This is a genomic window from Guptibacillus spartinae, from assembly GCF_028610625.1.
Lineage (GTDB): Bacteria > Bacillota > Bacilli > Bacillales > Guptibacillaceae > Guptibacillus > Guptibacillus spartinae.
Genome location: NZ_JAQQWU010000010.1, coordinates 21,912 through 46,180, shown reverse-complemented (window position 1 = coordinate 46,180; position 24,269 = coordinate 21,912). Strand labels below are relative to the sequence as shown.

Sequence of the window (24,269 nt, the reverse complement as noted above, 5' to 3'; positions counted from 1 at the left end):
AAAAAAAACTGTGCCCCCATCGGGACACAGCTATCCATCTCATTAAACCGCTTTTTGTTGTGCTTTCGTTCTTCTTCTTTTTGATAATACCTCTTTACTTGCTGCTCGATAGAAGGAGTACCCCATCAAAATCACGACGATTGAAAATGGTAAAGCTGCGAGAATTAACATGTTTTGCAACCCCTGTGTTCCACCAAAATACACGATAATCGCCGCCATCGCAGACAGAGCTAATCCCCATACAATTTTGATCAGTGCTGAAGGATTCAATGAACCTGTTGTACTTAACATCCCTAAGACAAACGTTGCTGAATCAGCTGAAGTGATAAAGAAAATGGCAATAACGAAAATCGTAATAAATGACATGAGTGTACCAAGGGGATATTCTTGTAAAACAGCAAAAGTTGCTGTTTCTATTGAATAGTCCGATATCGTAGCAATGCCACTCTGTTGTAAATCGAGAGCAGATACACCAAAGACCGCAAAAAATATGAAACAGACAAGTGATGGAACAAATAAAACACCAAGCATAAATTCTTTGATCGTTCGTCCTCTTGAAATTCTAGCAATAAAAATACCTACAAATGGTGACCAGGAGATCCACCATGCCCAGTAGAAAATCGTCCAACTATCAACCCAAGATCTTTGATCGTTATTAATTGGCTCAATATGAAAACTCATATCAAAAAAGTTAGAGATATAACCTCCTAAAGATCCAGTAAACATATTCATAATATAAAGCGTTGGTCCTACAATAAGCAGGAGAATCATGAGGGCAAATCCGAGAATCATATTAATATTACTTAAGTATTTAATGCCTCTCTTTAACCCTGACCATGCTGAAGCAATAAACAATGCTGTTGAGATGACGAGAATAAGCAGTTGAACAGAGAAGTTCGCTGGCGTATTAAACAAAAACTTAAGTCCCTGATTAATTTGGGCAGATCCGAATCCAAGCGTTGCTGCTACTCCTACCACTGTCGCTACAACAGCAAGCGTGTCGATCATATATCCGAGCATACCCTGCATTCGTTTTTCTCCAAACAAGGGGGTCAACGTAGCGCTAATTAATCCAGGATAACCTTTATGAAATTTAAAATAAGCTAACACAAGAGCAACAAGGGCATAGACAGCCCACGCATGAATCCCCCAATGGAAAAAGGAATACTGAAGCGATTCTTCTATCGCTTTATTTGTTCCTAATTCCCCGCTCGGACTACTTTTAAAGGCGTGAGAAATGGGCTCTGCAGTCGTCCAAAAAACCATGCCCATTCCCATACCTGCACTGAAAAGCATCGCAAACCAGGTTGGCAAGCTAAACTCTGGTTTATCGTCTTTTCCACCAAGCTTAATATCTTTAAATCTCGAAAAAATCAAATAGACGCAGAAAACAAGAATCCCCATAATTAAAAGGAGATAATACCATCCAAATCGACTCGATATATACGTGGTAGCTGTGGACGTTACGGACTGTAAATGGTCTGGCCAAATTGCTCCCCATAATACAACGAATCCACAGACAATAAGACTGTACCAAAAAACAAGCGTTGCATTTTTCATTAACTCACCTCTCAAAAAATTAACTTTTTTTCGGGTTACGCACCTATGAAGAAGGAAACGACCGGATCCCCCTCTTCTTTGTAACCATTTTTCTTTCCTTATGTAAATCAGTTCAAAATCCCTTTTCTTCATTTACCCTAATCAAAAAGATTTAAGCTATGAATTTTAAAAGAATGAAAATTTTTTTCAATCCGATTTCTTTTGTCTTCATTAAAAAACCCTCTTCTTCTATAATGGTTTAATTTTTCATATCTATCCGCTCAGTGATACGATACTATAGAGATAGTATTGGTTTAATGTCGTTTGAAAAAGAGGTGCATGAATTGATTCAATCAAATATCCCAACCTATACATCAATTGAAGATGCTTCAAAAGACGTATTAGAAGTTATCAGTAAATTCGTTGGAGTGAATACGTTTTTTATCGCAAAAAACGATAAAACCGATGTCGATATTATTTCATCTTTTAATCGAGATGAAATCATTCTCGAATCTGGTTTTGAAACCCTTTATCGAGACTCTTACTGACAATTCATTGTTAAAGGCGGTCGTGAACCCCTTATCATTGATAATCTAGCTACTCATGATTCTACTAAGGATATGGAAGTAACAAAAAACCTCGGTGGTGGCTCATTAATCGGTGCACCAATTTATTACCGAAATGGCGATAATTATGGGACGCTATGCGGTCTAGATACAAAGCCGTTTCACTACACAGAGGACCATATTGACTTATTTAAAGCAATGGCCAATTTGTTAGGAAATGTTTTAGAATTAGAACGTGCAAACTCCGAAATTGAATCCCTTTCCGTTCCCATCGTTCCGATTTCAAAGGAAGTCGCCGTTCTTCCAATTATTGGTGAAGTTAATGAAGTACGGACGGAACGATTAATGGAACGTGCGCTTGCTGAAAGTGCTAAAAACCAGATTGATTATCTCATATTTGATCTTTCTGGCTTAGTGAACATTCATAGGGAAAGTGCCGCACATCTTCTTAAAATTGGCCAATCTCTTAAGCTAATCGGTGTTCAAATGATTGTCACCGGCATTCGTCCCGATCTTGCGATGAAAGCTGTTCAGGCCACAAATGAGTTTGATCAAATTGTCGTAAAATCCAATTTGCAACAGGCGTTAAACTGGATTGGGTACAGGCTCATTAAAAACTAAAACAAAGGACCGCAGCTGCGGTCCTTTGTTTTCATTATGAGTCTATTTCAAAACCAAGATCTTCGATCATTTGATGATCAGCTGTTGCATCCGCACCATCTGTCGTTAAGTAGTCTCCAACAAAAATAGAATTTGCCGCATAAAGCCCCATCACTTGAAGTGAGCGGAGATTCACCTCTCGCCCTCCTGAAACGCGAATTTCTTTCGCTGGGTTCATGAAGCGAAAAAGCGCTAACACTTTTAAGCAGTAGCGGGGATTCAATTCATCCATCTTCTCAAGCTTTGTCCCAGGGACAGAGTAAAGGAAATTAACAGGAATGGAATCAGCATCTATTTTGCGAAGTTCTTCTGCCATCTCATACACATCTTCATAAGATTCTCCCATGCCAATAATACAACCAGAACACGGAGAAATCCCGGATTTTTTCACATTTTTTACGGTACTTACACGATGTTCGTATGTATGGGTGGAGGTCACCTTCCCATGATATCCTTTACTGGTATTAACATTATGATTATAGCGATCTACACCAGCCTGCTTTAAGCGATCCGTTTGGTCTTCAGAAAGAATCCCAAGGCAGGCACAAATTTTAAGGGGCATTTCCGATTTTATATGCTCGACAGCCTCAATTACTTTATCTAATTCTCGATTTGTTGCACCTCTCCCGCTCATCACAATACAATATGTACCGGCTTTCCGCTCTAGCGCTTCCCTTGCTCCATTTATCAACGTTTCTTGATCGAGTAAAGGGTACTTACTTACGTTCGTGTTAGCAAAAGCGGATTGAGCACAATAGCCGCAATCTTCAGGACAGAGTCCGCTTTTAGCATTGATAATCATGTTTAACTTTACTTTTTTACCATAGAAATGCTTCCTTACTCTAAAAGCGGCATGTAGAAGTGGTAATAATTGATCGTCCGATGATGATAGAACCGATATCCCCTGTTCCCTTGTTAAGGCCTTTCCCGCTAGTGCTAGATCAGCAAAATGCTCCCAGCTCCCCAATGTTTCTTCCTGTACTTTTTGCATCATACGCCTCCCGCCAATATGTTAACTCTATTAAAATAGTAGTTAACATTAAATTATCACCAGGTTAACAAACTGTCAATCGTATGGTTGACTGAAGTCTAACAAGTTTCTATGCAGGTGCCTGATCGATTGTTAAATAGTTTTCTTCAATTTGCTGAGAAGAAACGGGCTTGCTGTAAAAATAGCCTTGTATGCTATCGCAGCCTTTTTCCGAAAGAAAATCAACTTGCTCACTCGTTTCAACGCCCTCCGCAATGACGTGTAGCTTTAACTGCTTGCTCATCGCGATAATTGCACTCGTAATTTGATCTGATTTTACATTTTGCGTCAGCTCATCTATAAAGGATTTATCGATTTTCACCTGATTAATGGAAAAGTCTTTTAGATAACTTAATGAGCTGTGTCCGGTCCCAAAGTCATCAATTGAAATACTCACACCAAGATCTCGAAGCGACGTAATCATCCATGAAGAGCGAGTTGAATTTTCCATCGTCATACTTTCAGTTACTTCAAGCTCTATTAAAGCTGGATCAAGCTTGTAATACGCTAACGTCTCTTTTAAGGTGGTAATCAGTTCATCGCTTTGAAATTGCTTTGGGGAAAGATTTACCGAAACGCGCAAGGGATGTCCTAGATCACTCCATTTCTTTGCCTGCTGACAAGCCATATCCAATACTTGTCTCCCTAGCTCTACAATAAGTCCGGTCTCTTCAGCAAGAGAAATAAAATCACCCGGAAAGCGAAGTTCCCCCTCCCTCACCTGCCAGCGCACAAGTGCTTCTACCCCTGATAGGGAGCCATCCTGACATTTCACTTGCGGCTGATAATGTAAAATAAATTCCCGATTAAGTAAAGCATTTCTTAATGAGCTTTCTTCGATGAGTCTTAATTCACTCTTTTGTCCCATTGATTTCGAATAGAACTGGTATTTCTTCCGGTTGCGTCCTTTCGCTGAATACATGGCAATATCAGCATGTTTCATTAATGATTCTCCATCGGTCCCGTCAGCTGGAGATACAGCAATCCCAATACTTGCCGAGGTTGAAAGGTCGTGCGAGCCTACTTGAAAAGGCGTATCAAACGCTTCAATAATTTGGTTCGCCAGTTCATCAGGATAAATGGTAGTAAAATGACTTAGCACAATGACAAATTCATCTCCTCCAAGACGAGCAAGAAAACCATATGGTGAGATACATGTTTGTAGACGCTCTGCGACTGCACAGAGAAACATATCACCTGTATTGTGACCAAGAGCGTCATTGATTACTTTAAATCGATCTAAATCAAGCATCATGACAGCCAACTCTTCTCGTTGATCTTCTTTTAGATAGTTTTCTAAATGTTCAACAAATGAACGACGATTCGGCAACGAAGTTAAGGCATCATAATAAGCCATGTGATGCGTTTGTCTTTCTGCTTTTTGTTGTCTTGTAATATCCTTTGTCATCGCATAGATCCGATCCAATTTCTCATTTAAATAAATGGGAACAAACGTGACATTTAGCTCACTCACCTCTTGATCAAGCGTCACAATACTTGTGTTAAAACTGACCGCCTGTCTCGTCTTATGAACGGTGAGGAAGAATTCCCGTACACGCTCAAGTTCCTTTTCCCCAAAAAAATCGATGGGATTGATGCGACTAAGCTGATTCTTTTTCACTTGAAACAATGCTTCTCCAGCAGGATTTAGCGAGCGAATTCTGCCGTCTACCGTTAGTGTTAAGATGGCATCAATACTATGAGTTAAAAGAGAACGCAAGCGGTAGTCGTTTCCCTTCAATTCCGTTTCTTGCTTAATAAACTTACGTTCGGTGACAATCCCGAAAATTAAAATGGTCTGAATACAAAGTGTGCCAATTGCAATCACAATTGATAGGGCTGAGGTATCTAAACTGTTAATGAGAGGGTTATGATATTGCGCCATATAAAAAGTGGCAGCTTCTAACCCCACATAATGCATGCCTGCGATCGCCATTCCCATCACACTTGCACTACCTAATTTCAAAAGAATAATATGACGTGTTTTTTTAGGTCTTGAAAAAGTGAAGGATAATTTAAGGGCTCCAAAGGATGCCACAATCGCAATGAGAGCGGACAAACTTAGTAGCCAGGGGTTATAGGTGATCTCGACCATCTCCATGGCTTCCATCCCGATATAATGCATCGCGATAATCGCACCTGACATAAAAAGTGTTCCAACAACAAGTCTCCTTATGGATAGTTGTTTGCCACCCACAGCCACAAGAGCGATGAATGACCCTAAGAATGCTGCTCCAATGGATAAGAAAACGAGCGGAACGTTGTAAGTCATCGGCATCGACATTGAAAAAGCCAGCATGCCAATAAAATGCATCGACCAGATACCAATCCCCATGGTACCGGCCCCTCCAACAACCCATATCCATTTTCGAATCCCTTTTGAATAAGCCACGCGTCCTGCAAGATCTAATGCACTATAAGATGCAAAGATCGCTATAATTAACGACAGTAAAACAATCCACCAATTGTACTGTCCTGACATTTCAATCATAATTCTGTGCCTCCGACGTTAAAAAAATCAGTACAGTCTCTTTATCGGCATAAATGTAAAAGAAATTAAGGTTGCCCTTGAATACCAAGCTTTGTTTTTACTTCTTTTAATAGAGGTTTCGCTTTCGCCCTTGCTTTCTTAGCCCCTGCTTCAAGAATACGATCAAGTTCTTCCGTATGAGACATATAGTAATGAAATGTTTCTCGTGGCTTAGTAAAGAAGTCATTCATGACAAGAAAAAGCTCTTCTTTTGCTTCGCCCCATCCAATCCCTTCCTGGAATTTCTTTCTCATTTCAATTGTTTGTTCTTCACTAGCAAATGCTTTATAAAAAGCAAACACGGTGGAATGATTTGGATTCTTCGCCTCATTAGGACCAGAGGAATCTGTTGTAATGCGATTAATCATTTTTTTCAGTTTAGCTGGCTCTTCAAACAGTGGAATCGTATTATGATAACTTTTACTCATTTTCCGACCATCTAACCCTGGCAGTACCGGCGTATTTTCATCAACGATGTGTTCCGGCAGCGTCAATGTTTCCCCAAATTGACGATTAAAAGCTAAAGCTACATCTCGTGCAATTTCTACATGCTGAATTTGGTCTTTTCCAACAGGAACATAATTCGATTGAAATAACAAAATATCTGAGGCCATTAAGATCGGATACGTAAATAGTCCCATATTCACCCCTTCGTCTTCTTCACGATTTTCCACGCGATTTTTTTCAACAATTGATTTATAGGCATGAGCTCGATTCATTAATCCTTTAGGGCTAAAACAGGCAAGAATCCATGATAATTCAAAGATTTCAGGTACATCTGACTGGCGATAGAAAATAGAATGGTCCGGGTCGAGACCAAGCGCAAGCCACGTGGCCGCAATCCCGTAAGACAGTTCTTGCATCTGTTTCTGATCTCGAACTTTTGTTAATCCATGATAATCGGCGACAAAATAAACAGGTTCTAACTCTTTATTCGTTGCTTGATCTAACGCAGGTTTAATGGCCCCAATATAATTACCTAAATGTACACGGCCTGTTGGTTTGATACCTGTTAAAACCGTTTTCTTCATCGTTCTCCTCCATTTCAGACAACACAAAAAGGCCCCTCATCCTCTAAAAAAGGACGAGAGACCCCGTGGTGCCACCTTTATTCGTTTACAGACGTAAACGCACTTACCCCTTACAGAAATTCAATAAGGTGTCTCTTGTATCGGTAAGACGTTCCGCCGAATCCTACTAAATGGTTCAGTTCCGGAAGCTCAGAAGCCCATTCATCATTCGCGCACGCTGATTCTCACCGACCATCAGCTCTCTGAAGTACTACTCATGATTACTTTTCTTCTTCATTGCCAGGTTATTTTTTCTTATCTTACTTGTTTAAATGAAAAAGAGCAAGAGTTTCTTAACAACTGTTAGAGCACCTTACTCAAAAAAGCTTTTGTTCTCTCTTGCTGTGGATTATCAAATAACGCTATTGGGACGTTTTCCTCGACAATGTATCCCCCGTCCATAAACAACACACGGTCCCCAACTTCTTTAGCAAACCCCATTTCATGCGTAACCACTACCATTGTCATGCCTTCTTTAGCAAGATCTTTCATCACTTCAAGTACTTCTCCTACCATCTCCGGATCCAAAGCAGAAGTTGGTTCATCAAACAGCATAATTTCAGGCTCCATCGCAAGTGCTCTCGCAATCGCAACTCGCTGCTTTTGTCCTCCAGATAAGGAGTCTGGATAGACATGCGCTTTCTCATATAGACCCACCTTGCGGAGAAGAGCAAGTCCTTTCTCTTCAGCTTGCTTGCGTTGCCATTTCCTCACTTTCATAGGGGACATCATAATATTTTCAAGAACGGTCTTGTGAGGAAATAAATTAAACTGTTGAAAAACCATTCCAACGTTCGTTCGCACTTGATTGATATTGGTCCCTTTCGCTGTTAAATCCTGATCCTTAATCATCACTTTTCCACCAGTGATCGATTCTAAAAGATTTAAACATCTTAGGAACGTAGACTTCCCAGATCCAGAAGGACCAATCACGACGACAACTTCTTGAGGCTTAATTTCAACACTGATTTCTTTCAACACTTCCAAATCACCGAAAGATTTCTTTAGACGTTCAACTTTTATCATGCTGTATCCAATCTCCTCTCGATGTAATTCAATAAATACGTTAACGAAAGGGTTAGAATCAGATAAATGATCGCTACGGTTAAATACGGTTCCCAAACGCGATAATATTGGCCTTGAGCTGCTCTGCCCCAGTACATTAGTTCTGGTGCAGCGATAATAGCGCCAAGCGAAGAGTCCTTTAATAGCACAATAAATTCATTGCCAAGTGGAGGAATCATTCGTTTAAACGCCTGTGGCAGAATCACATAACGCATTGCCTGGACATGCGTCATCCCAAGCGAACGAGCCGCTTCCATTTGTCCACGATCAATTGATTGAATTCCAGCGCGGAAGATTTCAGCAATATACGCCGTGGCATTTAAAGATAACGTGACAATAAGTGATACAAGCGGATTCACGGATTCCATGATTAACGGGATTAAACCAAAATGAATCAAAAGGATTTGTACAAATAACGGTGTTCCCCTAAATGCATTGATATACCAGATAAACGGATAGCGAATCCACCATGATTTTGAAATTCGGCCAATTCCCATAAATAATCCTAAAATGCTTCCAATTAGTATCCCGGCTAAAGAAGCCCCAACTGTCACCATAGCTCCCTTTAGAAAGAAAGGAAGATACTCACGAACAATTTCAATTGAAAATACGCCCATATTCGATCTCCTTTTTGATTTTCTGCGATGGATAACCGACGGATCAACGACGGCCGTTGTATGACTTAGACCGTCGTAGGTCGATTTATTGGTTTATTTTGCTTGCTCAAGTAAATGATCTGTATTGGGCTCTTTTCCAAACCACTCTTCATAAATTTTCGCGTATTCTCCGCTTTCGATCACTTCTTTGATTGCTTCGTCAAATTCCGCCTTCAATTCACTATCTTTAGGAAACATTAATCCGTAAAATTCTGATTCAAAATTCTCAGGGTCCTCAATTGTTTTGAAATTATCTTCCGGATTATTCTTCACATACTCATTAACAACTGTGTTATCGGTTACGACTGCTTCAACATCATTGTTTTTCAACGCCATAATGGCGACTACATTGTTTTCGAACTTCTTAATATTTGAGCTTTTGTCCCCCATAATCTTCTCTGCTGCTGCCTGTCCAGTTGTTCCATTTTGAACCCCTACAGTCAAGCCTTCGATATCTTTTGCCGTCTGAATATCCGTTCCTTCTTTAAACATCACCATATGTGTTGATTCAAAATAAGGGTTTGAGAAATCAAATGTTTTCTCTCTATCGTCATTAATCGTAATTCCTGAAATGGCCATGTCCACTTCTTTCCCCTGACGCACAGCTTCAAATAACGGGTCCCAACCGATGTTTTTCGGCTCCCACTCATACCCTGCTTCCTTCATAACCGCATCCAGAAAATCCATATCAAATCCAACGATTTCACCTTTGTCCATGTATTCAAATGGAGCAAAGGCTGCGTCTGTTCCAACAATTAATTTCTCTTTTTTCTCTCCATCGCCATCAGAATTGCTTGTCGAACTGCTTTGGTTGCTACCGCAAGCTGTGGTAAGCGCCAGCAAACAGGCTAATACAGTAATCAATAACCCTTTCATAAACATCTTCATAAGAATCCCCCTGGTTTTATTTTTTTAATATTCTAATATTTTAAATTATACACATCGCTTTTATAATAACAATATTGAAATTTGCTAAAAAGTATGATTTTTCTATCTTTTTCTCTGCTAAAATCATTTAAATAACAAAAATACATGTAAATGATTACCGTTTACTGGGGGATATTACATCAAATGAAGAATATAAGGCTATTTCAAAATAAATTGGGCATGCTTTATAAATGTAAAAAGCAGAAGGTGCTCTCCCAGATAATGTAAGTTTATCTAACTCATTTTTTTTGCTTTTTGCTCCTAGATTAGGAAAATAATACTTCTGAAACACCTGTAAGGAGGAATATGATGGACGATCTACACTCATTTAGCTGGTATGCTGCTAAATTAAAAAAACACCTTCCACCTGAAGCCTTTCAGCCCGTTCCAACTCGACTATATGGCGGACTCACCTATCTTTTAATCACGATCATCACTTTTTTACTGATTAGCTTCAACGATTTCCATCCGCTCATTTCGCTCTTTTTATCCGTTATCCTTGGCTCGTGTTTTGCAGGTCTTGGCTTTCTTGGACATGAAATCTTGCATGGTACCGTCATACGAAAAGCATGGGTTCGTGATCTACTAGGTGCAGTGGCTTTTTGGCCATTAAATACGGGACCGACACTTTGGAGAAAATGGCACAATCTGAATCATCACGTACATACACAGCATGATGAAAACGATCCTGACGCTTGGCCAACGCTGGAGCGCATTTCGAAAATGAAATGGTTTAAATGGGTCTATGGCCTTCCCTTGTTTATCCGATCACTCATTTCCTTTATGTCACTTACTGTACAATTTAGCGCTCATTCTATGAAAATGTTTTTTACTTATGTAAATGAATTCAATCGAAAAAAACAAAGAGACCTCTGGCTACAAATGATTCTCCCCTGGGTCACCTGGTTAAGTCTTATCCTTGTCATCGGATTTCGCAAATGGATTTTCGCTTATCTTATTCCGCTTTTCATCGCAAACTTTATTGTCATGGCTTATATTTCAACCAATCATCGATTAAATCCGTTAACACCAGTTAATGACCCTCTTGCGAACAGCCTTACAGTAACCGTTCCGAGAATTGTAGATGTTCTTCATTTTAATTTTTCTTATCACACGGAACATCATCTATTCCCAGGAATGAATCCTAAATACTATCCAAGTGTGAAGAAGCACATTAAAGCGATGTGGCCTGATCGTTACCATGAAATGCCGATGATGCAAGCATTACATGCACTCTGGCAAACCCCCCGTGTTTATCAAAAGCAGACAATCCTCATTGATCCGAGAAACCAAAAAACATACGGCTCTCTTGGAAATAACCTAAACTATATTTTACGGAACAGCGATTCCATGAAGAAGCCTGTCCTACATAAACCTACAAGAAAAGGCTGAATCTATGGATATCAGCCTTCTTGCGCGTTTATTATTCAACCCATATTCTTTCAGCAAACATAGTCTGCTGAATACAGCTTATGTTTTGAGAATTAGTAGCCTCCTCCAACAAAAGCTGCACCTACGATGATAAGGAGAATAAACAGCACTACAATTAGAGCAAACCCACTGCCGTAACCGTATCCCATGGAGTATGACCTCCTTTCCATCATGGATTTAATACATACTATGCAACAATCAATTCGATGGATGGGCGTTTGTTTAGTTTTGCTGGATACTTTTCAATTCCTTCTGTCCATCCTGTTCTGAGTTGTCATGGAATTGATTTCATAACCCTTGCATATATAAGTACATGCTTATATAATTATGTCGGAGGTGACATGATGGAGAAAACAGTGATTGATCTAGAACCTGCAGCTTCTGTTTTAAAATTACTGGGAGACAAAACCCGCTTAACGATCATTGGACTTTTAAAAGATGGCGAATGTTGCGTTTGCGAGTTTGTCGAAGTTCTTCAAATGAGTCAACCATCGGTCAGTCAGCATTTAAGGAAATTGAGAGACGCCGGGTTGGTGAAGGAACGAAAAAAAGGACAGTGGGTTTTCTACACGTTAAATTCAGATCATGACGCCTTTTTGATGATTGAAGGAATTTTAACCTATATTCCTGAACAAAAGGAAAAACTTAGTGAATTAGAAAAAAAAGGATTACGCATTTGTTGCGATTAATGGGGGAATTTGCTTGACCGTTACACTAGCTATACTTATCTTTGTTCTTACCTTAGTGCTTGTTATCTGGCAACCTAAAAATCTCGGCATTGGTTGGTCCGCCTGCGGAGGAGCCATTCTTGCTTTACTTGTTGGTGTAGTAGACTTTCAGGATGTGTTAACAGTGACGGGGATCGTTTGGAATGCTACGTTTGCATTTATTGCCATTATCCTCATATCACTTATTCTCGATGAAATTGGCTTCTTTGAATGGGCTGCTCTTCACATGGCTAAAGCCGCAAAAGGAAACGGCCTTCGGATGTTTATTTACGTATCCTTGCTTGGAGCTGTTGTCGCAGCGTTATTCGCAAATGATGGCGCCGCTCTGATATTAACACCCATTGTTCTCGCCATGGTTCGAAACCTCAACTTTAAGGAAAAAATGATTTTTCCATTTATTATGGCGAGTGGTTTTATTGCCGATACAACCTCGCTTCCACTTGTCGTTAGTAACTTGGTCAATATCGTTTCCGCCGATTTCTTTAACATTGGATTCGTTGAGTATGCTTCCCGGATGATTGTGCCAAACTTCTTTTCATTAGGGGCAAGCATTCTTGTACTATATCTTTTCTTTCGAAAAGATCTACCAGCAAACTATAATGTTGATGAACTCCGCGTGCCAACTGAGGCCATTAAAGATGCACGCATGTTTAAACTTTCATGGATAGTTCTTGTTGTCCTTCTAATTGGTTACTTTGCAAGTGAGTTTATCGGTGTTCCAGTTTCCATTATCGCTGGTATCGTTGCCATCTTCTTTCTATTAATGGCAAGGCAAAGTAGCGCTGTTGAAACGAAGAAAGTGATTAAAGGAGCGCCATGGGCTATTGTTTTCTTCTCCATTGGCATGTATGTCGTTGTTTATGGTCTTCGAAACCAGGGGCTGACGGATATTCTTGCAAATGTCATTCAAGCTGCAGCTAATCAGGGCTTGCTCGTTGGAACAATTTCAATGGGGTTTATCGCAGCGATCTTGTCATCAATCATGAACAATATGCCAACGGTTATGATTGATGCGCTTGCCATTGAAGCGACCACTACCTCAGGTACGCTTCGTGAAGCGCTCATATACGCAAACATTATCGGCTCTGATTTAGGACCGAAAATCACCCCAATCGGGTCCCTCGCCACTTTGTTATGGCTTCATGTCCTTTCACAGAAAGGCGTTAAAATTTCTTGGGGTTACTATTTTAAAATCGGAATCATCTTAACGATACCGACGTTGCTTATTACGTTACTTGGCCTATATATTTGGCTACTTATCCTCTAAAATACGATTCAAAAGGAGCACATCATGTCTACTAAAAAATCAATTTATTTCTTATGTACAGGAAATTCATGCCGAAGCCAAATGGCGGAAGGTTTTGGTAAAAAACACCTCGGAGATACGTATGATGTTTATTCTGCAGGAATTGAAGCTCATGGTCTTAATCCAAATGCTGTGAAAGCGATGAAGGAATCCGGTATCGATATCTCTAACCAGACTTCTGATAAAATTGACATGGAGCTTTTAAACAATGCAGATTTTGTTGTCACACTTTGTGGCGATGCTAATGACAAATGTCCTGTTACTCCTCCTCATGTAAAGCGTGATCACTGGGGATTTGATGACCCGGCGAAAGCAGAAGGAACAGAAGAAGAAAAATGGGCTTTCTTCCAGCGTGTTCGCGATGAAATTGAAGAACGTATGGCACGTTTTGCAAAAGAAGGACGCTAATACGGATAAAAGGCACGCTGGATGGTCATCCAACGTGCCTTTTTCTAAGCAATTCTTTGTTATTTCCGCGAATTTCGGGATTTTTTCCGCGAATTTCGAAATTTATCCGCGATTTCACGGTTATTTCCGCGGAAATGAAGACCGATAACGATCAACGATCGCATTAATCCAGCTTTTTCATTTTGTATACTTCTCTACTCTCAATCAAGGAACTTATATCCTGACGATATTTTTCGTAGTGCTCTGAGTTAACATGCGTCTCGATCGCCTGCTGGTCTTTCCAAACTTCATAGATCACAAACGTTGGTTCTTCTATCGACTGGTGAACATCATACTGAATATTTCCCTCTTCATTACGTGACCCAATGAGCACTTCCTGAAGCACATGCAATACATTTTCTTCTTGCCCCTCTTTTGGCTTTAATATAGCCGTAACAGCGATTTGCTCCATTTGTTTCTACCTCCAATGCTTGTTTAAGATTAGGATAAGCATAGAAGCATGATCTTATCAAAGCAATTGATATGCTTAGGTCTTCACTGGTTTTAAAATCGTTCGCTGTAGTGGTACTCCACCCATCGTTACATTTCTTTCAATAAACATGTATGCTTTGCCATCGATTTTAAATCTACGATCCCCTAGGTAGTCAACCTCTCTCCCCTGGGCGCGCAACTCACTTTTTAATGCTCGTACATACTCATTATAATCAATATAGCGATCGTCCAAATCAATCTGAATATGGTTTTTCCGATATCCCATTAGCCAATTGAATCCAGTTAATGAGGCAACGATAACTGCAATCATGAGAATAAAATTCAACATCGAGCATCCCTCCAGTAGCTTATAGTCTTTATACGATGAGAGGCTCTATAACGTTTCACTTTTTGTAAAATAAGGAATTTTCATTTAGTACTTTTGAAGTAAGTTGAGCTATACAATGTTTTAAAAAAGAAAGAACTGTCAATAGACTACTATCATGAATTTACTGGAGGAGATTTTTTATGGCTTTATTAGAAATTAGTGTCACACCGATTGGTACAAGTCAAACGAGCATGAGTCATTTTGTCACAGAAGCCGTTCGACTCGCTGAAAAAGAGGGCTTCACCTATCATATCGGCCCCACCTCTACTGTCTTTGAAGGAAATGTAGATGAACTTTTTGAATTAGCGAGAGACATTCATACTAGCGCCCTTCGGAAAGGGACAGATCGCGTAATAACAAACATTAAAATCGAAGATCGTGAGGACAAAGCGCTTACGATTGATGGACAAGTAAATGAAGTTCGAAGTTCAATTGGATAGTCAATAAGAAGGAGGTAGCGCTACCGGCGCTACCTCCTTCTTTTATTTTAGAATTCTTTCATGCTTTAATACGCCTTCTATTCCAGTACGGGCTTCATTTAATACAGACTTCTTCCACACGGGATCGTTTGGATAAAACATGGCTTCAAATTCTCCAAGGATCCACTGGATATCATCGACAGACTCTGCCCCTTCGTGATACAAATGATTTTCCAAAATAATAGTCATGAATTCCCGCAGTTCTGCCTGTTTGTTTGTTCCAAACGTACCAAATTCAAACAAGGCGGAAAGAAGATAGGTTTCTGGATATGCTTCTTCTTTTAATTTATAGAAATGATTTGTGGAGTCTCCTTTTACTTTTTCAGGAGTGTATTTTTCAACATTCTTAAGATCGTAGGCCTCTTTTAATTCATCTACGCTTCGGCCATCATGTTCTGAAATGACCATCGTAACCTCGTTCGTGGGTCCAAGAGCCGTATGCCAATCCATATGAATAACGTTCGGATACGTCCCTAACAATTCTTCTTGCATTCCTTTTAAGAACACAGCTGACTCTTCTGCCGTATCCCCTCCATAATAGACCCCTCGCTCAAATTGAAATTGCCCCATTCCCTTTGCTTTTTTCAGTCCAGCATAGCCTTCTTTTGCGAGCCCTTTCATTAACTGAGCATAGAGCTTATGCCTTTCTTCTTTCAAGTTTGTTATTCTTCCATTCGGTAAAAACAAATCACTTTCTTTCGCATAATTCTTATTCACATCTTTACGAACGGAATTTTCATCATAGAAATAGTTACGATTAAGATCGACGTTGTTTTCAGTTACACGACGAAAGTGGCGCATCCCCCATGGATTAAGAGCATGAATGAGGCAAATCCCTGTTGTGGATGCATCGATTTGATCGAGATAATTTTCTACAAAATAGTGGACAACCGCTGCACCTGCATATCCTTCAATACCGTGTTCACCTGTCGTGAAAAAAAGCACACGATCGTTTGATGACAGTGCTTCCGAATAGATCATATCAATTGTATTATCATCTTCTTTCCCTATATTTTTAGTGGTTAACGTTGCATCGGGCCACTTCTTCTGAATGTATTCGAGATGATCGCGAAAACTCTCGCGCGATTCCACGTAATTTTTAGCAAAATAATGGTCAATATCGTTCATGTCGAATTCTCTCCTTTATACGTAATCTGTTCCGGTTCGGAATAAGTTAGCTAACCTTTACATTCCACCGTGTTCAAATATCAAACTTTTCTGCTGAAAGATCCCTACTGAAAGCACAAAAAAAGATGAAAACCCATTTCAGAGTCTTCATCTTATTTGTGCTGCTCATAATTTTGTTCATGCTGTTGTTCATACTCAGCTAACTCTATTTCCAAACGTTTCTGAGTTCGTTTCTTATCTACATTTAGAAATAGTGCAGCTACTGCAATAAAACCAATGCTTAGCATTAAAAATTGTAAAGTTAATTCTAAAGACATTCTTTCATTCCTCTCTTGTTCACTTGTTCCATTCCCCTTGTTACTTTACGTGGGAATTAATTATATACCCGTTATTTCGGCACTCTAAACATCCGCTTCGGGTTTAATTGAAACAAAACAAAGAAGAATGGCGACAGCAGTCACAGCTGCTGACGTATAAAAAACAATTTCATGAGATTGCTTCATCAAGATGGCATAGATTGGTGGGCCAGCCGCTACACCAAGAAAACGTGTGGAACTATAAAGCGATGTGATGGTCCCTCGCTCTTCTTTTTTAACACCTTCTGTTATAAGCGCATCAAGACACGGCAGGGACATTCCAATTCCTATCCCAGCTACAAACAATATGAGTAACATGAACCAAAGTCTTTCGGTAAAAGATACACCAATTGAGGCAGCAGCGAGTAATGAAAGACCTGCAAAGATACACCATTTCATTGTCGTCTTGTTTTCACCAATTCGTTTCCCAGCGATATAGGACGTCAAAGAGAGGGCAACAAGTGGAATCGCAATGATCGCCCCTTTTTTAACACCTACAATTTGAAACTCTTTTTCCAAAAAACCAGCGAGGTAGAAAAGAATACCAAACAGAACAAACATAATGACCCCACCAATCGCAAATATCGCCGTTAACCATTTTCCATCTTTGTGGAAAATTTTTTTTAAACACGATAAAAAACATGAAAAAGTTTGTGGCTCTTCTTTTTTTTCTGGTGACTCTACAAGGAAAATGACAAGAATAATTGAAATAAGAGAGAAAACCGGAATGGACAAGAACGGTAAGTACCATAGAAAAGAAGCAAGAAACGCCCCCAGAATCGGACTAAGAACTTTTCCAACCGTGTTTGAGGTTTCAATTAACCCTAATCCTGCGCTTACGTCCTTATCACTTTTAAATAGATCCCCTACAAGAGGAAGAACAACTGGGGCTGCTCCAGAAGACCCAATCCCTTGTAGAACCCTTCCAATTAGAATCATGATGTAAGGGTCCTTTAAAGACCATGATGCCCACCCTGTCACCAGTCCACCAATGCCCGCAATAAATAAACTGGGAATGATGACCTTTTTTCTTCCATAACGATCAGATAAATAGCCGGCTATTGGAATTAACAAGATAGCGGCGATTGAGTAAACTGTGATAATCATCGATACTTTAAAGGACGTGATGCCAAGCTTTTTTTCGATAAGTGGTAAAACTGGAATTAACATTGAATTTCCAAGAGTCATTACAAGTGGAATCGAAGCAAGAGATATCAAATCCCACTTTTTTTTATCATCCATGAGCATCCTCCATTAACATCTGCACTTCATATCTAGTTTGCCTGCTCTTGTTTGTGGGTATACCTTAGTAAAACCTGGCTATCTCTATCCAACATGATCTACGTCACTTTCACTATTTGCATTCTTCGCAAATCAAACATAGATAATCGTCAAAAATGTGTAACATAGCTTACAGTCAGCGAAACATTTTTTAGAGTATACTTAACATGGAGATGAACCATGTAAAATCCGTTTGGAGGTCAAACACATGATTACACTTTATACGTCACCAAGCTGTACATCTTGCAGAAAGGCAAAAGCATGGCTTGAGGAGCACAATCTTCCGTATGAACAGCGCAACATGTTCGCGAAACCACTATCTGAAGATGAAATTAAAGCGATTATACGTATGACTGAAAAAGGAACAGAAGAAATCATCTCAAAGCGCTCAAAAGCATTTGAAGCACTCGATAAAGAGCTCGACGAACTGACGCTTCAAGAACTTTATAGCTTGATCAAAGAAAACCCAGGCATTTTAAAGCGACCAATCTTACTTGATACAAAACGCCTTCAGGTCGGCTTTCATGAAGATGAAATTAGAAGCTTTCTTCCAAGGAAAGTGCGAGCATTTCAACTTGAACAGATTCTTCAAGAAGCTCAATAAAATAAAAGCGAGAGAGGAATTATCCTCTCTCGCTTTTTTGTATGTTTTGATGTGGTTCATCATCCAACCCTTTTATCGTAAATTTTTTCATAAAGAAAAGAATGACGATCAAGATAAAGCCATATCGAATTTCCATATCCGCGACATTAAAAATACCTGAACTCCACGTGACGGAAAGAAAATCAATAACGTGACCATATTGAAGGCGATCAATTAAATTTCCGATCCCCCCACTAATAAGCAAACTGAAAGCTACTTGCACGGCAAAGCGTTTTGGCGTTGCGCGTATGTACCCATAAATCAGCAAAATAACGATTCCGGTTTGTAGTAAGAGCAATAAACCTGTATATCCTTCTAATAATCCCATTGTGGCACCAGCGTTATAGTAAAGCTGGAAGCCTAGTATACCATCAATCACTTCAATCCGTTGATTAATCGTGAGAACTGAGTCAATCCAACGTTTTGTTAGAAGATCCACCATAAGAAAGACGGTAACGAGAAGGATCATTCGCTTCAAATTGTACACATCCTTTTATACGATCTGTTTGAAGTACAAAAGACTCCTTAACCCTGTTAAGGAGTCTTTTCATATAAGAAATGCGTTAAGTAAGAGGCATCCTCAGGATAAGCATGAGCAAGTGCCTCCACTTGTTCCACTGTTTTCCACTCAATTTCAGTTACGTCTTGTTCATCTTTTGGAAGTGAGATCATGCCTCCAACCACATTCACTTCATAATAATAAGTGGTGACATGAAACCCATTCCTATCCTGATCTTTCACAAATAGCGGCTTTTCAATGGCAACCTCATAGCCTGTTTCTTCTTTCACTTCACGAATGCAACACATCTCAGGCGTTTCATCTTTTTCAACTTCGCCTGAGGGAACCGCCCATTCCTCTTTCTCATTTTGAATCATCAGCAAATCTCCCTGATCATTCGTACAAACTGCTGCTGCACCAATCCATTCTTGCATAACCATTCACCCTTTAATTTCAATCTTTATGAACACATTGACTTGTATGATTTTTCACTTCTTCTTCCGCTACTTCATTCTTCGTTCGAATCGGTGATTTTGTTCCAAACATTTTTTGAAATAGAAAACCAATCACAATTATTGCCGCTATCGTTCCCCAAAAAGACCAGCCAATTAGCGTCATCTCTCCATTCCTTATTTACATGTTCTACTCTTTCTACGATTCTCGAAGGTATTTTGTTTCACATAGTTACTAAAAAGTGCCTACTTATCAAAAAAAACCATCTGTTTTATAATGGCGAAACGCTTAGGTTTACAAAAACGAATTCAGGTGAATCATATCCATATTCATATCCATATTCATACTAGAGGAGGAATTAAAAATGAAAGCTCTGTTACTAAAAGAAAAAAAACAGTGGGATTCCATGGGAGTACATGAGGTCGAAACCCCCTCTCCGAAAAAAGGTGAAGTTCTAGTTAAAATACATGCTGCGGGATTAAACCCCGTTGATTATAAGACAGCAACAAACGGAAATCCTAATTGGGAATACCCTCATATCCTCGGCCTTGACGGCGCTGGTGTGATTGAAGAAGTTGGTGAAGAAGTAACGGATTGGAAATCAGGGGATCGTGTTGTGTACCACGGCGACCTTATGAAAAAAGGAACATTTGCCGAATATGCCATTGCACAAGCCCATACGATTTCGAAACTCCCTGAGGCTATTTCATTCGTTGATGCCGCTGCGCTTCCAACAGCAGGTTACACCGCTTATCAGGCCCTTTTCCGCAAATTTCATATCCATCGTGGACAAACGATCCTTATACACGCTGGTGCTGGAGGAGTTGGTGGTTTTGCTATTCAAATGGCGAAGTATATGGGGCTAACCGTCATTACCACAGCTTCAAGTCATAATCATGACTTCGTGAAAAAACTCGGTGCTGACTATGCAATTGATTATAAAAAAGAGGATTTTGTTGAGCGAGCGCTTGAAATCACAAATGGAATTGGCGTTCACGCCGTTCTTGATGCCGTTAGCGGAGATAATGCAACAAAATCACTTGATACCCTTACCTTTAACGGGCAAATTGCCTACATTGCCGGTGCCCCTGACTTCCAACAGGGTGTTTCTTTCGCTCGACCACTTTCTTTCCACCAGATCGCACTCGGAGGCGTGTATCAATCGCCTAACTTAGCAGAACAGGCTGACCTTGCGATGATGGGTGATGAAATGATTCAACTTCTTCTAGGTGGCTACCTCGATCCGATGATTGCAAAAACCATTTCACTTGAAGAGGTTCCACAAGCGTTAGTTGAGCTTTCCGAGCGTCATGTGACTGGGAAAATTGTAACGAAAATTAGCGAATAATTTGTAAGAACCGCTCTCAATGGAGCGGTTCTTTTTATTGTGAAAGGTTACTCCAGTTTTAGGAATACCCCTAGTGGGTAAAGCATAAGTACATACATTAATAGCAGGGGTGATATTTTGTGACAACCATACAGCTTATTTCCATTCTCGCACTTTCAATTGGATTGCTTTCCTCACTCGTCATTCTTATTGACATCATAAGACACCCTCAAATGATGAAAATCATGAATGTCGTTTGGCCAATTAACGGTTGGTTTCTTGGACCCTTTGCGATCTGGGCCTATTTTAAATGGGGTCGATTAAAAGCACAAAACCTCGACTATGAAGACAATCGAGGAAAACCTGCTAAAGTATTTATGTCTACAAGTCATTGTTCTGCAGGCTGTACTCTTGGCGATGCTGTTGGCGTTCCAATTGTTGCGTTAACGGGTTTTGCGCTTCTTGGATCTATTCTTTATACTCATTACCTCGTCGAATTCTTACTCGCCTATGGTTTTGGTATCCTCTTTCAATTCTATGCGATTTACCCAATGAACAAAGAGGAAGGGGCTTGGAATGCGATTAAAGAAGCTGCAAAAGCAGATACGCTTTCTTTGATTGCCTTTGAAGTAGGCATGTTTGGATGGATGGCCATTGTTCATTTTGTTTTATTTACGGAGCCACCAAAGCCCGACTCAGCCGTCTATTGGTTTATGATGCAAATTGCGATGATTCTTGGATTTGCGACAAGTTATCCAGCGAATTGGTGGCTTGTTAAAAAAGGGATTAAAGAAGCCATGTAATAAGCCAGGCCTACGCCTGGCTTTCTTCATACCATTTTGGAATTTTCCGTTGAAAGCCTTCATACATGTTCCATACATACGCGATTGCCTCTTCGGCAAGCGGAAGATCTTCAGGAAAGCTATCTGTGACCCAATTCATATGAAAAATCAAAAGCTGGGCCATATGGACCGAACGAATCTTCCAGAAAACGTCAGGAACAGTGCCAGAGAAGTACCCTTGAACCATCCCCTTTGAGAAAGGAATGCTCAAACGACTCGAAAACAATTCGAGCTTATCAAACTCGGAATAGGCCGTGTTTACACCACAGCGATTAAAATCAATGACGCCACCATATTTTCCATGCTGAATAATCAAGTTTCCCGCATGATAATCATGATGGGCAAACACAAGCTTACTCTCTCCAATAAGAGGCAAGTTCCGCCTTACATATTCAATGATCATTTGCTCATGTGGAATGCGTGTTTCAAGCTTTAAATAACGCTCGACCGCGTTCTCAAATTTAGTTGTTAAAAAAGCCATATGTGCGGATTTAGAAGCAACGATAGGCAATTCGTGCATTTTCCAAAGATCTCTGCCGGCTTCATACCCAGCTGCATATTGTTCCTCAACTGTTAAGCTAGGTAAAGCTACCTCCCCATCTTCTCCTTCAAGAAACGAAAAAATTGTATAACAGAAATCTTCCTCAGAAATCTCACCAAAAGCAAACACTTCCTGACATCGAACCCCACTCTCCCTAAACGCACGCATCTTTGCTACTTTTTCCTGTACACGTTCACTTAAAGCTAGCTCATAAATTCGAAGCAATACTCGTTCTCCATTAATTTGTGTGATGTATTTTAAATCAAACGAATACCCTTTAGTTATTGGAATCAGTGTCTCATCTGTTAATTCAGGGATCATCGTGATGATTTTCTCTTTTGTAAGATTTTTCATTTCTCCCCCACCTTTCTAAAGGAAATATTATCCTACCAAATATTCGGAAGAAAAGAAAGATTGCCATAACAATCTTCGTGTGCTAATATGTTTGAAAATAAGAGGTGAGCGATATGAGACACTTATTCATCGTACAACTTCATCATCACAATTAGCCTTGCTATCCGATTTATAAAAAATCGCGTATAGGAAGGCTATTACTCGTAACCGCATGAATTGAGAAGAAATCTTCTCCCGTTCATGCGGCTTTTTGTATTCAAAAACGAAAGGATGAGCGATTTGAAAAAGCTGAAAGATCAAAATGTAAAAGGAACCATGGATTATTTACCTGAGGATGAGCAAATACGTAGAAAAGTGAGGCGAACGCTTGAGGATACGTTTATCCAATACAATTGTCTTCCACTAGAAACGCCTATTCTGAATGAACAAAAACTAATGGCTTCCAAATACGCCGGTGGCGATGAAATCTTAGAAGAAATGTACACACTTAGTGATCGTGGTAAAAGAGAGCTTGCCCTTCGGTACGACCTTACCATTCCATTTGCAAAAGTAGTGGCAATGAATCCAGGTTTACGCATGCCATTCAAGCGGTATGAAATTGGAAAGGTATTTCGAGATGGACCTGTCAAACCGGGACGATTCCGTGAGTTCACCCAGTGTGATGTCGATATCACTGGCGTGAGTTCGCAAATGGCAGAAGCCGAATTATTGGAAATGGCTCTTGATATTTTCAATCAACTTGAACTTAACGTAACGATTCAATATAACAATCGCAAGCTTCTTGCAGGAATGCTACAGACGCTATCGATCCCTTCCTCGCGATTAAATGATGTTATCCTGACAATGGATAAACTCGAGAAAATTGGAATAGAAGGTGTTAAAAAAGAACTTCAACAAAAAGACATCGCTGCAGACGCCATTTGGAACATTGAGCGCTACGCGCAAGACTGGAGCGGTCAAAACCTCGCTTATTTCCAACAATTTGCTTCTAAGAATGAGAATGTCCAAACTGGATTAAATGAGCTTTCCGAATTAACCTCCTACTTAGATGGACTTAACATTCTGAAGAATTGTGCTTTCAATCCATTTCTTGCAAGAGGTCTTGATATTTATACTGGAACCATTTACGAGATTTTTCTCAGTGATCAGTCCATCTCATCGAGCATAGGCAGTGGCGGTCGCTATGACAGTGCCATTGCTGGTTTACTTGGCAGTGAAGAATCCTTTTCAACCGTTGGCATTTCATTCGGTCTTGATGTGATTCTCACTGCGTTAAAAAGAAGAGAGCCATCCATTGTTAAAGATGAAAAGCCTGACTATGTGATCATTCCGATCGACGCCAAGCGTGAAGCCTTAATCGTTGCCTCCGCTTATAGAAAATTAGGTTATCGAATGGAAGTGGATATGAGTGAAAAGAGAACTGGCAAATCGCTTGAAAGAGCGAGTAAACGAGGAATTGAAAAAGTGATCCTTATTGGAAACGAGGAAGTAATGAATAGCGAGATTATTATAAAATCATTAAATGAAGGAAAAGAAGAACGCATCTCCTTCCGTTTTTAAACTTTTATATTAAAAAAGCGGTAAGGGTTTT

At 39.9% G+C, this 24,269-nt stretch carries 28 protein-coding genes and 1 other annotated feature; of the genes, 11 read left to right on the top strand and 17 right to left on the bottom strand.

Translation table 11 applies throughout. The features are described from left to right. Positions 1 to 42: 42 nt before the first annotated feature. Positions 43 to 1,560 carry a BCCT family transporter gene (locus tag PQ511_RS16425; protein ID WP_273852993.1) on the bottom strand — a complete coding sequence of 506 codons (1,518 nt, stop codon included), beginning with the start codon at positions 1,558 to 1,560 and terminating at the stop codon, positions 43 to 45. A gap of 323 nt (positions 1,561 to 1,883) precedes the next feature. Between PQ511_RS16425 and PQ511_RS16420 the strand changes: the two genes are divergently transcribed. Both PQ511_RS16420 and PQ511_RS16415 read left to right on the top strand, forming a co-directional pair. Then, positions 1,884 to 2,087: a hypothetical protein gene (locus tag PQ511_RS16420; RefSeq protein WP_273852992.1), complete on the top strand. Its 204-nt coding sequence runs from the start codon at positions 1,884 to 1,886 to the stop codon at positions 2,085 to 2,087. 6 nt (positions 2,088 to 2,093) lie between these two features. Further along, a complete protein-coding gene (locus PQ511_RS16415) occupies positions 2,094 to 2,726 on the top strand; it encodes an STAS domain-containing protein (RefSeq protein WP_337957780.1) in 633 nt (210 codons plus the stop codon). Positions 2,727 to 2,760: 34 nt separating this feature from the next. Here PQ511_RS16415 and bioB read toward each other — a convergent pair whose 3' ends face one another. The 6 genes from bioB to PQ511_RS16385 all read right to left on the bottom strand — a co-directional run bounded on the left by bioB (position 2,761) and on the right by PQ511_RS16385 (position 10,004). Beyond that, on the bottom strand, positions 2,761 to 3,756 hold the full coding sequence (gene bioB, locus PQ511_RS16410) for a biotin synthase BioB (RefSeq protein ID WP_273852990.1): 996 nt from the start codon (positions 3,754 to 3,756) through the stop codon (positions 2,761 to 2,763). 109 nt (positions 3,757 to 3,865) lie between these two features. Continuing rightward, positions 3,866 to 6,286, bottom strand: coding sequence for an EAL domain-containing protein (locus tag PQ511_RS16405; protein WP_273852989.1), 2,421 nt, complete (start codon positions 6,284 to 6,286; stop codon positions 3,866 to 3,868). Positions 6,287 to 6,351: 65 nt separating this feature from the next. After that, positions 6,352 to 7,356: a tryptophan--tRNA ligase gene (locus PQ511_RS16400; protein ID WP_273852988.1), complete on the bottom strand. Its 1,005-nt coding sequence runs from the start codon at positions 7,354 to 7,356 to the stop codon at positions 6,352 to 6,354. 46 nt (positions 7,357 to 7,402) lie between these two features. Continuing rightward, positions 7,403 to 7,642: a binding site (T-box leader), on the bottom strand. Between the two features lie 56 nt (positions 7,643 to 7,698). Continuing rightward, positions 7,699 to 8,421 carry an amino acid ABC transporter ATP-binding protein gene (locus PQ511_RS16395; RefSeq protein ID WP_273852987.1) on the bottom strand — a complete coding sequence of 241 codons (723 nt, stop codon included), beginning with the start codon at positions 8,419 to 8,421 and terminating at the stop codon, positions 7,699 to 7,701. Next, complete coding sequence (locus PQ511_RS16390) at positions 8,418 to 9,077, bottom strand: amino acid ABC transporter permease (protein ID WP_224597650.1); 660 nt, start codon at positions 9,075 to 9,077, stop codon at positions 8,418 to 8,420. The genes PQ511_RS16395 and PQ511_RS16390 overlap by 4 nt, the downstream gene beginning before the upstream one ends. Before the next feature lie 93 nt (positions 9,078 to 9,170). After that, positions 9,171 to 10,004 carry a basic amino acid ABC transporter substrate-binding protein gene (locus PQ511_RS16385; RefSeq protein WP_420541725.1) on the bottom strand — a complete coding sequence of 278 codons (834 nt, stop codon included), beginning with the start codon at positions 10,002 to 10,004 and terminating at the stop codon, positions 9,171 to 9,173. Between the two features lie 348 nt (positions 10,005 to 10,352). On the opposite strand from PQ511_RS16385, the gene desB reads away from it, so the two are divergent. After that, on the top strand, positions 10,353 to 11,435 hold the full coding sequence (gene desB, locus PQ511_RS16380) for a Delta(10) desaturase DesB (protein WP_273852986.1): 1,083 nt from the start codon (positions 10,353 to 10,355) through the stop codon (positions 11,433 to 11,435). A gap of 92 nt (positions 11,436 to 11,527) precedes the next feature. Here the strand turns inward: desB and PQ511_RS16375 are convergent, their stop codons facing one another. Further along, positions 11,528 to 11,623 (bottom strand): YjcZ family sporulation protein, encoded by a 96-nt coding sequence (locus PQ511_RS16375; RefSeq protein ID WP_142329528.1) that lies wholly within the window; start codon positions 11,621 to 11,623, stop codon positions 11,528 to 11,530. Positions 11,624 to 11,818: 195 nt separating this feature from the next. Between PQ511_RS16375 and PQ511_RS16370 the strand changes: the two genes are divergently transcribed. The 3 genes from PQ511_RS16370 to arsC are packed head-to-tail and all read left to right on the top strand — an operon-like array spanning position 11,819 to position 13,916. Further along, positions 11,819 to 12,163, top strand: a complete 345-nt coding sequence (locus PQ511_RS16370; RefSeq protein ID WP_273852985.1) for an ArsR/SmtB family transcription factor — start codon at positions 11,819 to 11,821, stop codon at positions 12,161 to 12,163. Between the two features lie 13 nt (positions 12,164 to 12,176). Beyond that, entirely contained in the window at positions 12,177 to 13,469 is a 1,293-nt protein-coding gene (locus PQ511_RS16365) for an arsenic transporter (protein ID WP_420541724.1), read from the top strand. A gap of 24 nt (positions 13,470 to 13,493) precedes the next feature. Then, complete coding sequence (arsC, locus tag PQ511_RS16360; protein ID WP_273852984.1) at positions 13,494 to 13,916, top strand: arsenate reductase (thioredoxin); 423 nt, start codon at positions 13,494 to 13,496, stop codon at positions 13,914 to 13,916. Positions 13,917 to 14,079: 163 nt separating this feature from the next. Here the strand turns inward: arsC and PQ511_RS16355 are convergent, their stop codons facing one another. Further along, positions 14,080 to 14,367 (bottom strand): putative quinol monooxygenase, encoded by a 288-nt coding sequence (locus tag PQ511_RS16355; protein WP_273852983.1) that lies wholly within the window; start codon positions 14,365 to 14,367, stop codon positions 14,080 to 14,082. A 75-nt stretch (positions 14,368 to 14,442) separates the two neighbouring features. After that, positions 14,443 to 14,736, bottom strand: coding sequence for a hypothetical protein (locus tag PQ511_RS16350; RefSeq protein WP_273852982.1), 294 nt, complete (start codon positions 14,734 to 14,736; stop codon positions 14,443 to 14,445). A 179-nt stretch (positions 14,737 to 14,915) separates the two neighbouring features. On the opposite strand from PQ511_RS16350, the gene PQ511_RS16345 reads away from it, so the two are divergent. Continuing rightward, the gene (locus PQ511_RS16345; RefSeq protein WP_273852981.1) at positions 14,916 to 15,215 is read left to right on the top strand and encodes an MTH1187 family thiamine-binding protein; all 300 of its coding nucleotides are present in this window, start codon (positions 14,916 to 14,918) and stop codon (positions 15,213 to 15,215) included. Positions 15,216 to 15,257: 42 nt separating this feature from the next. Here PQ511_RS16345 and PQ511_RS16340 read toward each other — a convergent pair whose 3' ends face one another. The 3 genes from PQ511_RS16340 to bcbE all read right to left on the bottom strand — a co-directional run bounded on the left by PQ511_RS16340 (position 15,258) and on the right by bcbE (position 17,980). After that, positions 15,258 to 16,382: a M14 family metallopeptidase gene (locus PQ511_RS16340; RefSeq protein WP_273852980.1), complete on the bottom strand. Its 1,125-nt coding sequence runs from the start codon at positions 16,380 to 16,382 to the stop codon at positions 15,258 to 15,260. Positions 16,383 to 16,534: 152 nt separating this feature from the next. Next, the gene (locus PQ511_RS16335) at positions 16,535 to 16,699 is read right to left on the bottom strand and encodes a hypothetical protein (protein ID WP_273852979.1); all 165 of its coding nucleotides are present in this window, start codon (positions 16,697 to 16,699) and stop codon (positions 16,535 to 16,537) included. Positions 16,700 to 16,783: 84 nt separating this feature from the next. Beyond that, the gene (bcbE, locus tag PQ511_RS16330; protein WP_273852977.1) at positions 16,784 to 17,980 is read right to left on the bottom strand and encodes a bacillibactin exporter BcbE; all 1,197 of its coding nucleotides are present in this window, start codon (positions 17,978 to 17,980) and stop codon (positions 16,784 to 16,786) included. 247 nt (positions 17,981 to 18,227) lie between these two features. Between bcbE and spx the strand changes: the two genes are divergently transcribed. Further along, positions 18,228 to 18,623, top strand: a complete 396-nt coding sequence (gene spx / locus PQ511_RS16325; RefSeq protein ID WP_159781425.1) for a transcriptional regulator Spx — start codon at positions 18,228 to 18,230, stop codon at positions 18,621 to 18,623. 19 nt (positions 18,624 to 18,642) lie between these two features. On the opposite strand, the gene lspA is transcribed toward spx, so the two are convergent. The 3 genes from lspA to PQ511_RS16310 all read right to left on the bottom strand — a co-directional run bounded on the left by lspA (position 18,643) and on the right by PQ511_RS16310 (position 19,779). Continuing rightward, positions 18,643 to 19,131 carry a signal peptidase II gene (gene lspA, locus PQ511_RS16320; protein ID WP_273853106.1) on the bottom strand — a complete coding sequence of 163 codons (489 nt, stop codon included), beginning with the start codon at positions 19,129 to 19,131 and terminating at the stop codon, positions 18,643 to 18,645. Positions 19,132 to 19,196: 65 nt separating this feature from the next. Then, complete coding sequence (locus tag PQ511_RS16315; RefSeq protein WP_273852976.1) at positions 19,197 to 19,595, bottom strand: NUDIX hydrolase; 399 nt, start codon at positions 19,593 to 19,595, stop codon at positions 19,197 to 19,199. Between the two features lie 19 nt (positions 19,596 to 19,614). Continuing rightward, on the bottom strand, positions 19,615 to 19,779 hold the full coding sequence (locus tag PQ511_RS16310; protein ID WP_273852975.1) for a hypothetical protein: 165 nt from the start codon (positions 19,777 to 19,779) through the stop codon (positions 19,615 to 19,617). 199 nt (positions 19,780 to 19,978) lie between these two features. Between PQ511_RS16310 and PQ511_RS16305 the strand changes: the two genes are divergently transcribed. Both PQ511_RS16305 and PQ511_RS16300 read left to right on the top strand, forming a co-directional pair. Next, on the top strand, positions 19,979 to 20,962 hold the full coding sequence (locus tag PQ511_RS16305) for a zinc-binding dehydrogenase (protein ID WP_273852974.1): 984 nt from the start codon (positions 19,979 to 19,981) through the stop codon (positions 20,960 to 20,962). Positions 20,963 to 21,081: 119 nt separating this feature from the next. Next, positions 21,082 to 21,744 carry a DUF4396 domain-containing protein gene (locus PQ511_RS16300; RefSeq protein WP_273852973.1) on the top strand — a complete coding sequence of 221 codons (663 nt, stop codon included), beginning with the start codon at positions 21,082 to 21,084 and terminating at the stop codon, positions 21,742 to 21,744. A 10-nt stretch (positions 21,745 to 21,754) separates the two neighbouring features. Here PQ511_RS16300 and PQ511_RS16295 read toward each other — a convergent pair whose 3' ends face one another. Continuing rightward, positions 21,755 to 22,678 carry an aminoglycoside phosphotransferase family protein gene (locus tag PQ511_RS16295; RefSeq protein WP_273852972.1) on the bottom strand — a complete coding sequence of 308 codons (924 nt, stop codon included), beginning with the start codon at positions 22,676 to 22,678 and terminating at the stop codon, positions 21,755 to 21,757. Positions 22,679 to 22,948: 270 nt separating this feature from the next. Here PQ511_RS16295 and PQ511_RS16290 point away from each other — a divergent pair, with 270 nt between their 5' ends. Beyond that, entirely contained in the window at positions 22,949 to 24,238 is a 1,290-nt protein-coding gene (locus PQ511_RS16290) for a histidine--tRNA ligase (RefSeq protein ID WP_337957778.1), read from the top strand. The last annotated feature ends 31 nt before the right edge of the window (positions 24,239 to 24,269 follow it).